This window comes from Anabaenopsis sp. NIES-4685 (assembly GCF_059725405.1).
This window is the reverse complement of the sequence record NZ_AP043602.1, coordinates 13,511-26,336: the sequence shown is the minus strand read 5'-3', so window position 1 is coordinate 26,336 and position 12,826 is coordinate 13,511. Positions and strand designations below refer to the sequence as shown.

The following is a 12,826-nucleotide window of genomic DNA, read 5'->3' as shown; positions in this document are numbered from 1 at the left end:
TTTGTGTGGAATTTCCAGAACTACCAACTGTTGGCTGTTCTACGTCTATAGGGTTCCCCTGTAAATGGCTGTACACCAATCACCGGATAAGCATCCTCAGTAGGTGTAAAAATCCGCATTACGGCTTCAGAAACATACTGCATGATGCTAGCTAATCTGTTTGAAATCGCCATATGAGACTCCTTGCTGAGTCGCGTTGGTTTTGATTTATCTACTTTAGTACTGATGTTGTCCACAACATTAAAATTGCAACATATTATAAATATGTGTAATCTTTATTTAGTTATCTTTGCAACAGTTTATATTTTGGTTAAGTTTTACTTATGTTGATATTTGAGATTTTTCACAAAACCTTGCTCAAAAATTAGCAGTAAATATTGGTATAAATTACTATTAAAATAAGTTAAATAATGGCAATTTATCAAATAATACCCATGGTTAAATTTATGTTTAGAGGACTCATATAACTTTATGCTGGGCTGATTTGATATTATATATGGTAAAATCTACTATAAAGGGTTAAAATGTGGTAAAAATACTCTGGCATGGCAAGTGATCCCGAAGATTATCAAATTATCATGTATGAATTATTGCTATTTAAACGCAAATGATAGGTAAATTACCCAAAGGTAAAATATGAAAATTGCTTTGTTTGGTACTAGTGCGGATCCGCCGACAGCTGGACATCAAAAGATTCTGAGGTGGTTGTGTGAGGTTTATGATTGGGTGGCGGTTTGGGCTGCTGATAATCCTTTTAAGTCTCATCAAACACCTTTGGAACATCGAGCAACAATGCTGCAATTGTTGATTGCGGATATCGATACCCCACGCAGCAATATTACTTTAGAACAGGATTTGAGTAGCTTTAGAACTCTGGAAACTGTGGAAAAAGCCCAGGTTCGCTGGGGTGATGATACTGAGTTTACATTGGTGATTGGTTCCGATTTATTACATCAGTTGCCGCGTTGGTATCGTATTCAAAATTTGTTGCAGCAAGTAGAACTATTAATTGTGGCTCGACCAGGATATGCCATAGATAAGTATAGCTTGGAACCGGTGAAAAATCTAGGCGGTCAAATTGCGATCGCTAGCTTAACCGGTATAGATGTTTCCTCCACCGCCTATCGTGAACATGGAGATACTCAAGCCCTGACTCCCCCAATTATCGCTTATATTCATCAACAGCATTTGTACAAATGCCAGGACGCAACCACAGAAAGATACCAAGTCTGCTAAATCAACAACCTTGGGCTGATTTTAAAGTTGGTGTTGATAACGTCATTTTTTCTGTAGATACCGCTCAAAATCGGCTGCTAGTGCTTTTAGTCATGCGACAGCAAGAACCATGTTTAAATTCCTGGAGTCTTCCGGGTACTTTAGTACGTAAAGGAGAATCCTTAGAAGATGCTGCTTATCGGATTATGGCAGAGAAAATTAGAGTAAATAATCTCTATTTAGAGCAGTTATACACCTTTGGCGGACCAAATCGCGACCCTAGAGAAACTACTAATGGTTATGGTGTACGTTATCTATCCGTGAGTTACTTTGCTCTAGTCAGGTTTGAAGAAGCAGAACTAATTGCAGAGCAAGTGACTGGAATTGCTTGGTATCCAGTCAAAGAAGTACCGCAATTAGCCTTTGATCATAATCAAGTCTTGGCTTATGGACACAGACGCTTAAGAAATAAGTTAGAGTATAGTCCCGTAGCTTTTGACATTCTACCCGCCAGCTTCACCTTAAATGATTTGTATCAATTATACACCACAGTTTTAGGGGACAATTTCGCCGACTATTCTAACTTTCGGGCGCGTTTACTCAAGTTAGGTTTTTTATCCGATACGGGAATTAAAGTATCACGGGGTGCTGGTCGTCCGGCTAGTTTATATAAATTTGATGCAGAGGCGTTTGCTCCTTTTAAAGATAAACCTTTAGTCTTTATTTAATAGCTTATCCTCATCTTTGTGCATCCGTGAGTAATTCGTTATATGGTGTACCTCACACAGGAAAAAATTGCTATATATTAACCATGAAAATTGCGATCGCTCAACTAAATCCTACTATTGGTGATTTGTCCACTAATGCTCAGAAAATTCTCGAAGCAGCCCAAAAAGCAGCCAATCAAGGTGCGCGTTTATTATTAACCCCAGAACTTTCCTTGTGTGGCTATCCCCCGCGAGATTTATTACTAAATCCTAGTTTTGTCACCGCTATGGGGATGACATTACAACAGCTAGCTACAGATTTACCGCCCAATTTATCTGTATTGGTAGGAACTGTTTCCCCCAATTTAAAAGCTGATAGCACTGGGGGAAAAAGTTTATTTAATAGCATCGCTTTGTTGACAGAAGGGAAAGTAAAACAAGTTTTTCATAAGCGACTTTTACCGACCTATGATGTCTTTGATGAAAACCGCTATTTTGAACCAGGGCTACAAGCTAATTATTTCACACTAGATAATCTTGATATTGGTGTAACTATTTGTGAAGATTTATGGAACGATGAAGACTTTTTAGGAAAACGTAATTATGCTGTTAATCCTATTGCTGATTTAGCGATTTTGCGTGTAGATTTGATTGTCAATTTGTCAGCTTCACCCTATAGTGTCGGTAAACAGCAGTATCGAGAATCTATGCTCAATCATAGTGCGGTACGTTTTTCACAACCAATGATTTATACCAATCAAGTCGGGGGAAATGATGATTTAATTTTTGATGGACGTAGTTTTGGTTTAAATCGTCAGGGTGAAATTGTCTGTCGTGCTCGTGGTTTTGCCACTGATTTGGTCATAGTTGAATTTGATCAAGCCCGGGGAGATTTACAATTGAGTTCTGTGGCACCGGTATATCAGTCAGAAGAGGAAGAAATTTGGCACGCCTTGGTGTTGGGAGTGCGAGATTACGCCCAAAAGTGTCATTTTTCTAAAGTTTTGCTGGGTCTCAGTGGGGGAATTGATTCAGCATTAGTCGCCGCCATCGCCGCCGCAGCCGTCGGTAAAGAAAATGTCATCGGTGTACTGATGCCTTCTCCTTACAGTTCAGAGCATTCTGTAACTGATGCTTTGGCATTAGGGGAAAATTTGGGTATTCAAACTACTATCTTAAAAATAGGGGAATTAATGTCAGGGTTCGATCACACCTTGGCTGATTTGTTCGCTGGTACTGAATTTGGCATTGCTGAGGAAAATATCCAATCCCGGATTCGTGGTAATTTATTGATGGCGATCGCTAACAAGTTCGGTTATCTCTTATTATCTACCGGCAACAAGTCAGAAATGGCAGTGGGTTATTGCACCCTTTACGGTGATATGAATGGTGGTTTGGCTGTAATTGCTGATGTTCCCAAAACCCGTGTTTATTCACTGTGCCACTGGTTAAATAGTAATGGCGACATTATTCCCCACAATATTCTCATCAAACCACCCAGTGCTGAACTCAAACCCGGACAAGTTGATCAAGATTCTCTACCCCCCTACGAGATTTTAGATGACATCTTACAACGCTTCATCCATAACCACCAATCAGCAGCCCAAATTGTCGCCGCAGGTCATGACCGGTTCATTGTCAATCGAGTCATTCAAATGGTCGCCCGTGCTGAATTTAAACGCAGACAAGCACCCCCAGGATTAAAAATTACAGATCGTGCCTTTGGTACTGGTTGGCGAATGCCAATTGCTAGTAACTGGGGTGCTGTCGAAAAAGTTGTTAATTAACCCCCTAGGTCTCTCAACATCCCATTAATCCTATCAACTCCAGCCGTGTCATTGCGCCGTTGATACAAGTTACGGGCTGTCTGTAGTAATTGGTTGGCGCGGGCTGTATTTCTTCGCTGTTGATACATCTTAGCCATCAACTCATAAGTTTGGGGATTATTGGGGTCTAGTTTAATTGCTTCTTCGTAAGCCCAATTAGCAGCAGTAAAGTCTCCCAGACGAGATTGGGTGAAACCTAATCCCAAGTAGGCATTTAAATGGTTACGGTTGAGTTGGATAGCACGACGGTAAGACTCTTTCGCCCCATTAATGTCATTCAAGTTAACTTTAATGTAACCCATGGCGTAATGAAAATCGCTATTATTCGGGTTAATAGCGATCGCTCGACGATAGGAGGCTAGGGCTTCTGGAAATTTTCCTTGTTTAGCATACAGGTAGCCTATCCCAGAATGAATTCTGGCATTCTTTGGTTCTATCTGAGCCGCTTGTTGATAAATGGCGATCGCCCCATTATAGTCCTGGTCTCTTACCAGTTTCTGCCCTTCCTCAAACAGTCTCCTGACTTGGGAGTTATTGGTTTGCGCCATCAGTATTTGGCTCTGAGCCATGGAGGGTATGCTAACGGTAGTCAGTCCTAAGCATAGAATACTAACTACAAGTGAAATGGGCTTGTACATAGTAAAATTCCGTCAATTATAGGGGAGGTTTTTGTACATTAAAACAAAAATTATCATTTTTGAAAACCACATTTATTTACTCTGGCCAAATTTAAATATCTGGTTAATTCAGATACTTTTTTACAGGACAAGACAGCCTGAGTTGATATTCAATATATAGTATTCACTATATCCTATCAATCAAGTATTTGGACAAAACGCCTAGTTTAATGAGTTTTTCTCATCGTAAATATAAGTTTTTTATTACCAATAATAGAATAACTAAGGGTATAAATGACGGACAATACACGACATACACCCGCCAAAGACTAATCTGCTATTACGGGGTTAATTTATGATTCTCACTACAACTGATGTGATTCAAGGTGCCATTATTGAATCATATTTAGGGATTGTCACCGCGGAAGTTGTGTACGGGAGTAATTTCATCCGCGATTTTTTTGCCAGCATTCGAGATATTATCGGTGGGCGTACTGCTAGTTATGAGCGACTATTTGAGCAGGGACAACGCAAAGCCATAGAAGAATTAGAAAAACGTGCACATGCTTTAGGTGCAGATGCTGTAATTGGTATTCAATTTCATACTGGTACCATCAATATCAATGTTGAACAGACCGGGGTGATGTTGCTAATTACCGCCACAGGTACGGCTGTGAAAATACGTTAGCTTGTTAATAGTCTTTTGTCCGGTGGCTAATGGGTAATCACAACAGATGAGATTACCCATTGTTGTGAGCATGACTAAAAGGCCGCATCTGATTTCTTGGAGAAAGTCCTATGAAACCTCAGAGGATGTTTGATAAGTTTTCAACAGGTAATTTTTATCTTAGGGAACAGGGAACAGGGAACAGGGAACAGGGAATGAGGAATGGGTAACAGGGAATGAGGAATGGGTAACAGGGAATGAGGAATGGGTAACACACCGAACACACCAAAACAATAAAATCCAGTCCCCTCCCCTTACAAGGACAAGACTTGGTGGACAAGGTGGACAAGGTGACCAGGGAGAAAAACAGTACAAAGTCTGTATTCTTAGTAAGAAAAATAGCCCATTAAAAGACCATTGTCCGTATAAAATCTTCCTTGTCCACTTTCCTTCCTTGTCTTCGGTAGTCTTGCCTTTCACAGATCATATTAAAAACCTACCCTTGTAAGGAAGGGGGTGGGGTCAAACAATAGTTGATACACTAATCATGACTTGACAAACATCCTCTCACGCCCACCCTCTCCCTATTTCTCCTTATTAAGGAGGGCGAGAAAAAATCTTGTTGCTCGCTCCTCACATAACCTCAAACAATCAAGACATTAAGAATCGATGGATTAGCTATTAATTTATTAATTAATTGCATTTCATCCTACTGAAGATAGAGTAATTAAGTCATGCTGTTGATAGATATTAAAAATCAAAGCTAGGAATTTAATTTAAAGCATAAGCATGACTCAAAAAAATGAATATACTTGAGAAAAACTTTGCTGACAAAGCAATGGAGAAAATTAACTATGTCATACATAAATCGTGTAGGCGATGAAGTTATTAATGAACCACAACTAGGAGCTAGAGTCGCTGAATATCATGACCGGGTGCGTTGGGGACCAATCATTGCCGGTGTATTGGTAGCCCTAGCTACTCAATTAATCTTGAGTTCCTTATTTGGCGCTATCGGCGCAGGTAGCATTGCCGGTTCGGGAGCCCCCAGGACTATAGCCCCTGATGTTGCTGCTAATGTGGGAGTTTGGTCAACCCTAGCTTTGTTAATCTCCTTATTCATTGGTGGTTGGGTGACAACTCGTACTTGTGGCCCCATGAATCGAAATACAGCCCTGCTCAACGGCGCAATTCTCTGGGCTACTACTATCGCCCTGAGTTCTTGGCTATTAGCAACCGGAGTATGGGGTACTTTTGGCGTGGTGGCTCCCAATATTGCAGTAGTACCAGCACCTGAACTAGGCACACCCCCACCGGAAACGGCTCTAACTGCTGAACAAGCTCCGCCAAATTGCTGGGGCTACTTCTAGAGCTTTGTGGTGGTTTGTGTTGGGCTCCCTGTTAAGTTTAGCTGCGGCTCTTATGGGGGCTGTTGTGGGCGCTCGCAGTCCTAGAACTAACAATTATCGGACTTAAATGTGGTACTTAAAATTACATAAAGTTCATCGCTAAAAGTACCTTTTTGAAGGTGCTTTTTATTGCGGTGTGGAATTTTTACCACTTCAAATATGAAGCTTCAATTCCCTGCTCTCGCTTAATTTTGGCATCCTTTTCAAACCAAGTAATCAGCTGCTGGGTGCTTAGGTCTTCTATAGCAACACCGTATTCTTGGGCTATATGCTGTAAAAGTTTGAGGGATGAAATTGTTAGTCTGGTGAGAAACTTTTCCGAAGAAGACAACAAGGCGCTATCAACTTGTGCCGACTCTTCTAAGGTGAGAAATTGTGCTGAAGGTTGCTGTGGTAGTATATCCATATATTTAGTTGTTGAATGTAAGTCAAAATTATTACTACTTACTCATCTGTTTGTTCTGGTCGCCCTTGCACTAAATACCCGCAACGATGTTCACCATTGATAATCCAATGGGTTCGCTCTACGTGACAATCTGGTAACACCGCCGCAAACATTTCTAATTCATGACCGCAGATGCTAGGGAAAGACTCGGCAACATTAGAAATGGCACAATTATGTTCCATGAAGATAAAGCTATCACCATGGGAGGATTCCACACAGTGATACTCAGCCATGAATCCTTCAGCCTTTCTGACATTGACTAAATTAGCTACACGCTCTTGGAGTGAACCCTTACCGACGCGATCGCGGTATTCTTGGGCTTTCCTCTCCCACTGTTTCTGTAAAATCGAGCTAACTTGTTCACGGCCTACAGTTTCCGCTAAAGTGTCCAGCAGTGACACCGCAAACTCGCCGTAGCGGTCGGCTTGGTGAGTGCTCAAACTTCTTTGTAGGCGATCGCGTCCCCGAGGGCTTAATTTATAGATATGTTGCGGCCGCCCCATCCCTACTTGTACAGATGTATACAGAACTAGCTCCTCCGTCTCCAAATCCTTCAGGTGACGACGGATGGCTTGCTTGCTGACATCTAAAACTTCCGCCAACTCAAAAGCAGTTGCTTGTGAGCGTTTAAGCAGATACTCGAGAATATCTTGCTTTGTCGAGGTTTGGTGAGTAATCTCCATTTTCCCTACAAGACGCTGCGCGAACGTCCCCAAAAATTTTTTTAGAAAATTTGACTTTAACAACATTCTTGTTGTTAATTTAGCGTAAAATGAAAATAAATTAAACAACCCGCAAGTTGTTTTACTCCCCAATTACTATTCTAACAGATGTGTAACCACTCGGTCACACCAGCGGATAATAGGCGCACACCATAGCCCCTCTGCCATCCTTAAAGAGATATCAGTAAACAGATTCCACAATTGCAGTTCTGAACACAAGAGATTTATACCGATGAGTGCCACTGTCAAAACCTTAGTCAACCAACCCTACAAGTACGGCTTTATCACCGATATTGAAGCCGACACTATCCCCCGGGGACTAAACGAGGACGTTGTTCGCTTGATCTCCGCCAAGAAGAACGAACCACAGTTCATGTTAGATTTTCGGCTCAGATGTTATCGCCAGTGGCAAAAAATGACGGAACCAACTTGGCCTAGCGTCAAGTACCCGCCCATCGACTATCAGAATATTATCTACTACTCCGCCCCCAAAAAAGCCAAAGCCAAGCTCAACAGCTTGGATGAAGTAGACCCCACCCTACTAGAAACCTTTGAAAAATTGGGTATTTCCCTATCGGAACAAAAGCGCCTCGCCAATGTCGCCGTTGATGCGATTTTTGATAGCGTTTCGGTGGCTACGACCTTTAAAGAAAAACTAGCCGAAGATGGGGTTATCTTCTGCTCAATTTCCGAAGCCCTACAAGAACACCCCGAACTTGTGCGGAAGTACCTGGGTAGCGTTGTTCCCGCGGCGGATAATTACTTTGCAGCTTTGAATGGTGCTGTATTTAGTGATGGTTCTTTTGTCTATATTCCTAAAGGCGTAAAATGCCCCATGGAATTGTCTACATATTTCCGCATCAACTCTGGTGATACAGGACAATTTGAACGGACTTTGATTGTAGCCGAAGAAGGTAGCTATGTTTCCTACCTAGAAGGTTGTACCGCACCTATGTATGACAGCAACCAACTACACGCCGCTGTAGTGGAACTAGTCGCCCTGGACAACGCCGAAATTAAATACTCCACTGTCCAAAACTGGTACGCCGGGGACGAAAATGGTAAAGGTGGAATCTATAATTTTGTCACCAAACGCGGTTTGTGTCAAGGTGTCAATTCTAAAATTTCCTGGACTCAAGTAGAAACAGGTTCGGCTATTACTTGGAAGTACCCTAGCTGTGTGTTAGTGGGTGATAACTCCGTGGGTGAGTTTTACTCGGTGGCGCTGACCAATAATATGCAGCAAGCTGACACCGGAACCAAAATGATTCATGTGGGTAAAAATACTCGCAGCACGATTATTTCTAAGGGAATTTCAGCGGGTAACTCCAGTAACAGTTATCGCGGTTTAGTGAAAGTCAATCCCACAGCTCAAGGCGCGAGAAATTATTCTCAGTGCGATTCTATGCTGATTGGCGATAATGCCCATGCCAATACTTTCCCTTATATCCAAGTACAAAATAATACTGGAAAAGTAGAGCATGAAGCCTCTACTTCTAAGATTGGCGAAGACCAACTGTTTTACTTCGCTCAGAGAGGTATTTCCCCAGAGGATGCTATTTCTATGATGATTAGCGGCTTCTGTAAGGATGTGTTTAATCAGCTACCTATGGAGTTTGCTGTGGAAGCGGACAAGCTTCTGAGTCTCAAGTTAGAAGGTAGTGTTGGATAATTGTCAACCAAGGGCTAGGCTTTTTATTTTTCCTAGTCTTGATTAAGGAACCACACAGACGCACAGAGCGCAAAGTAAGAGAAGAGAAGAGAGAACATGATTATTGAAAATAGTGAAGTAGTTCTGTCAGTGAAAGATTTGACGGCTAATGTTGATGGAACTCCAATTCTGAAGGGTTTAAATCTTGAGGTGCGCTCTGGAGAAATTCATGCGATTATGGGACCCAATGGTTCTGGTAAAAGCACTTTTTCTAAGGTGTTGGCCGGACACCCAGCTTATGAGGTGACTGGTGGTGAGGTGATTTTCCAGGGTGAGAACTTGCTGGAAATGGAACCAGAGCAACGCGCTAGAGCAGGTGTATTTTTGGCCTTTCAATATCCTTTGGAAATTCCAGGTGTGAGTAATTTGGATTTCTTACGGGTAGCTTACAATTCTCGCCGCAAGGCTCAAGGTTTGGAAGAATTGGATGCTTTTGATTTTGATGATTTGATTTCAGAAAAATTGGATGTAGTGAAAATGAATCCGGCTTTTCTCAATCGCAGTCTCAATGAAGGCTTTTCTGGTGGCGAGAAGAAGCGCAATGAAATTCTGCAAATGGCCTTGCTGGAACCAAAGTTGAGTATTCTGGATGAGACTGATTCGGGTTTGGATATTGATGCTCTCAAAATTGTGGCTAATGGCGTGAATCAGTTAACTAGTCCAGAAAATGCCACCATTATGATTACTCACTATCAACGCTTACTTAATTATATTGTCCCGGATTTTGTCCATGTTATGGCTCGGGGTCGCATCCTCACCAGTGGTGGTAAAGATTTGGCTCTAGAATTGGAAACTCGCGGTTATGACTGGGTGTTAGAAGCTGCTGAGGTGGGTGTGTAATGACTATTCAAGTTGAGTCTATTCCCGTTTCTAACTCTCATGGTCTGCGGGATAGGGATGATTTTCTGACTGGGTTATTAAATCAAGTAATTTCTCCTAAAACCCAGGACTGGTTACAGGAGTTACGCCAAGGTGCTGCTCATGGGGTACGTCATGCTACTATCCCCACCACCCGCAATGAGGAATGGCGTTTTACTGATTTGTCAGCTTTACGCCAAGTACAGTTTCATGTAGATACACAATTAAAATCAGCTGATATCTCGGCTTTAACTTTACCAGAAGCTGTTAACAGTCGTTTGGTATTTGTTAATGGTGTTTATGCGCCCCATTTATCCGCAGTCGCAGATTTACCATCTGGGGTTGTGGTCGGTAATTTGGCGGGTTTGTCCCAGTCTCAGCAGGAGGGTGTTAAACCCTATTTAGCACAAGCTGAGGGTTCACAAGAGGTGTTTACTGCTCTTAATACTGCTGGAATTTCTGATGCGGCGGTGTTGTGGGTGGGGAAAAATGTCACCGTTGACACGCCTATTCATCTGTTGTTTCTCAATACTGCTGATGAGCAACCGAGCATTTACCAGCCTCGTTGTTTGGTAGTGGCGGAGTCTAGTAGTAGTGTAACTTTGGTGGAAGATTTTACTTTTGCTGGGTTGGGGGAGACGGAAAACACTAAGAACAAACCGGTTTACCTGACTAATGCGGTAACGGAAATTTGGCTGGGTGACAATGCTCAGGTGAATCATACTCGGTTAGCGCGCGAAGGTGTAGAAGCTTTTCATATTGGGAAGACGACTGTCACTCAGGCTCGTGATAGTCGATATACTTGTCATGCTTTGACTTTTGGGGGTCGGTTATCTCGCCACAATTTGGAAGTCTTCCAAACTGGTGAGCAAACTGAAACTACTCTCAATGGTTTGACGATGATTTCTCGCAAGCAGTTGGCTGATACTCACAGTCTCATCGCACTGAATCATCCCCATGGTACAAGCAGACAATTACATAAGTGTATTGTAGGCGATCGCGCTCATGCGGTGTTCAACGGTAAAGTTTTTGTCCCCAAACCAGCCCAGTTGACAGATGCAGGACAATTAAATCGCAATTTACTGTTATCGCCAAAGGCGAGAGTGGATACTAAACCCCAATTGGAAATTACCGCCGATAACGTTAAATGCGCTCATGGTGCTACGGTTAGTCAATTGGAAGACGATGACATCTTTTATCTCCAAAGTCGCGGAATTAATGAAAGCGATGGGCGTAAGTTGTTGATTAACGCTTTTGCTGCGGAAATTATCAACCAAATACCCGTCAAGTCTCTGCAAAATATCCTATTAAACACGGTAAATGGTCATGAATGACTATTTATCATCACTAATGACTAATTACCCATGACTTTCACCCCTACCAAAACCCTAGCCGACAAAGTTCGCCCTGACTTCCCCTTACTACATCAGGAAGTTAACGGTAAACCTTTGGTTTATCTGGATAATGCTGCTACCTCTCAAAAACCCGTGTTCGTGTTAAATATCCTACGGGATTATTACGAACAGTATAACGCTAATGTGCATCGCGGCGCTCATACCCTTAGTGCTAAGGCCACTGATGCTTATGAAGGAGCACGAGATAAAGTCGCTAAATTTATTCATGCTGCGTCACGTCAGGAAATCATCTACACTCGCAACGCCAGTGAAGCCATTAATTTGGTAGCTTACAGCTGGGGTATGAACAATTTGCAACCAGGAGATGAGATAATTCTGTCGGTGATGGAACACCACAGTAATATTGTTCCTTGGCAATTGGTAGCACAAAAAACGGGTGCAGTGTTAAAGTTTGTCGAATTGACACCCGCAGGTAGTTTTGATTTAGAACAGTTTAAACAGCTGATTTCCCAGAAAACAAAACTGGTAGCAGTAAGTCATGTTTCTAATACTTTGGGTTGCATTAACCCAGTAGCAGAAATTGCCACCATCGCTCACAGATACGGTGCTAAATTCTTGGTTGATGCTTGCCAAAGTTTACCTCATATGCCCGTGGATGTGCAGGCAATAAACTGTGATTGGTTGGTGGCATCTGGTCACAAAATGTGCGCACCCACTGGTATTGGGTTTTTGTATGGTAAGTTGGCAGTGTTAGAATCTATGCCACCATTTTTCGGTGGAGGTGAGATGATTGCTGATGTATATTTAGACCATTCTACCTATGCAGAATTACCCCATAAATTTGAGGCCGGTACCCCGCTATTGCTGAGGCGATCGCCCTAGGGGCGGCGGTAGATTATCTTAGTAATATTGGCATGGATAGAATCCACGCCTACGAAGCTGAACTCACCGCTTATCTATTCCAAAAATTAGCCCAAATACCCCAAATTCAAGTTTATGGGCCTAAACCTAACGCCCAAGGAGAAGGTAGAGCTGCTTTAGCTGCATTCACAGTCGCAGATGTCCACCCTAACGACTTATCTACATTATTAGATCAAGAAGGGGTAGCGATTCGTTCTGGACACCATTGCACTCAACCCTTACACCGTTACTTAGGTTTACCGGGAACCGCACGGGTAAGTTTGTCTTTCTATAACACCCGCGAAGAAATTGATATTTTTATCAAGGCTTTGCAGGAAACCCTGGACTTTTTTGCCGGTTTCCAGGCTTAAATGTAAGGTGGGTCATTCCCACC

11 protein-coding genes and 2 pseudogenes are annotated in these 12,826 nt (G+C 42.3%); 9 read left to right on the top strand and 4 right to left on the bottom strand.

Annotated elements, in window-relative coordinates; all coding sequences use genetic code 11:
* Window positions 1–20: 20 nt before the first annotated feature.
* Entirely contained in the window at window positions 21–173 is a 153-nt protein-coding gene (locus AC6IZ0_RS00130; RefSeq protein WP_497724607.1) for a nicotinate phosphoribosyltransferase, read from the bottom strand.
* Between the two features lie 463 nt (window positions 174–636).
* On the opposite strand from AC6IZ0_RS00130, the gene AC6IZ0_RS00125 reads away from it, so the two are divergent.
* From AC6IZ0_RS00125 to AC6IZ0_RS00115, 3 genes are all read left to right on the top strand, one after another.
* On the top strand, window positions 637–1,236 hold the full coding sequence (locus tag AC6IZ0_RS00125; protein WP_497724606.1) for a nicotinate-nucleotide adenylyltransferase: 600 nt from the start codon (window positions 637–639) through the stop codon (window positions 1,234–1,236).
* Window positions 1,197–1,943: an NUDIX hydrolase gene (locus AC6IZ0_RS00120; protein WP_497724605.1), complete on the top strand. Its 747-nt coding sequence runs from the start codon at window positions 1,197–1,199 to the stop codon at window positions 1,941–1,943. The genes AC6IZ0_RS00125 and AC6IZ0_RS00120 overlap by 40 nt, the downstream gene beginning before the upstream one ends.
* Before the next feature lie 83 nt (window positions 1,944–2,026).
* Entirely contained in the window at window positions 2,027–3,709 is a 1,683-nt protein-coding gene (locus AC6IZ0_RS00115; RefSeq protein ID WP_497726115.1) for an NAD+ synthase, read from the top strand.
* Here the strand turns inward: AC6IZ0_RS00115 and AC6IZ0_RS00110 are convergent.
* On the bottom strand, window positions 3,706–4,386 hold the full coding sequence (locus AC6IZ0_RS00110) for a tetratricopeptide repeat protein (RefSeq protein WP_271730663.1): 681 nt from the start codon (window positions 4,384–4,386) through the stop codon (window positions 3,706–3,708). The two genes, AC6IZ0_RS00115 and AC6IZ0_RS00110, sit on opposite strands and share 4 nt — an antisense overlap.
* A gap of 334 nt (window positions 4,387–4,720) precedes the next feature.
* Here AC6IZ0_RS00110 and AC6IZ0_RS00105 point away from each other — a divergent pair, with 334 nt between their 5' ends.
* Window positions 4,721–5,053 carry a YbjQ family protein gene (locus AC6IZ0_RS00105; RefSeq protein ID WP_271730662.1) on the top strand — a complete coding sequence of 111 codons (333 nt, stop codon included), beginning with the start codon at window positions 4,721–4,723 and terminating at the stop codon, window positions 5,051–5,053.
* 833 nt (window positions 5,054–5,886) lie between these two features.
* Window positions 5,887–6,508, top strand: a pseudogene (locus AC6IZ0_RS00100) (hypothetical protein).
* Between the two features lie 78 nt (window positions 6,509–6,586).
* On the opposite strand, the gene AC6IZ0_RS00095 reads toward AC6IZ0_RS00100, so the two are convergent.
* Both AC6IZ0_RS00095 and sufR read right to left on the bottom strand, forming a co-directional pair.
* Entirely contained in the window at window positions 6,587–6,847 is a 261-nt protein-coding gene (locus AC6IZ0_RS00095) for an NDH complex assembly factor CRR9 (RefSeq protein WP_271730660.1), read from the bottom strand.
* A 38-nt stretch (window positions 6,848–6,885) separates the two neighbouring features.
* On the bottom strand, window positions 6,886–7,569 hold the full coding sequence (gene sufR, locus AC6IZ0_RS00090) for an iron-sulfur cluster biosynthesis transcriptional regulator SufR (RefSeq protein ID WP_271730658.1): 684 nt from the start codon (window positions 7,567–7,569) through the stop codon (window positions 6,886–6,888).
* A gap of 271 nt (window positions 7,570–7,840) precedes the next feature.
* Here sufR and sufB point away from each other — a divergent pair, with 271 nt between their 5' ends.
* The 4 genes and pseudogenes from sufB to AC6IZ0_RS00070 all read left to right on the top strand — a co-directional run bounded on the left by sufB (window position 7,841) and on the right by AC6IZ0_RS00070 (window position 12,803).
* A complete protein-coding gene (gene sufB, locus AC6IZ0_RS00085) occupies window positions 7,841–9,280 on the top strand; it encodes a Fe-S cluster assembly protein SufB (RefSeq protein ID WP_271730657.1) in 1,440 nt (479 codons plus the stop codon).
* Between the two features lie 96 nt (window positions 9,281–9,376).
* Window positions 9,377–10,159, top strand: coding sequence for a Fe-S cluster assembly ATPase SufC (gene sufC, locus AC6IZ0_RS00080; protein ID WP_271730656.1), 783 nt, complete (start codon window positions 9,377–9,379; stop codon window positions 10,157–10,159).
* Window positions 10,159–11,511 carry a Fe-S cluster assembly protein SufD gene (gene sufD / locus AC6IZ0_RS00075; RefSeq protein ID WP_497724603.1) on the top strand — a complete coding sequence of 451 codons (1,353 nt, stop codon included), beginning with the start codon at window positions 10,159–10,161 and terminating at the stop codon, window positions 11,509–11,511. Before sufC ends, sufD begins: the two co-directional genes overlap by 1 nt.
* A gap of 30 nt (window positions 11,512–11,541) precedes the next feature.
* Window positions 11,542–12,803, top strand: a pseudogene (locus AC6IZ0_RS00070) (cysteine desulfurase).
* Window positions 12,804–12,826 lie beyond the last annotated feature (23 nt).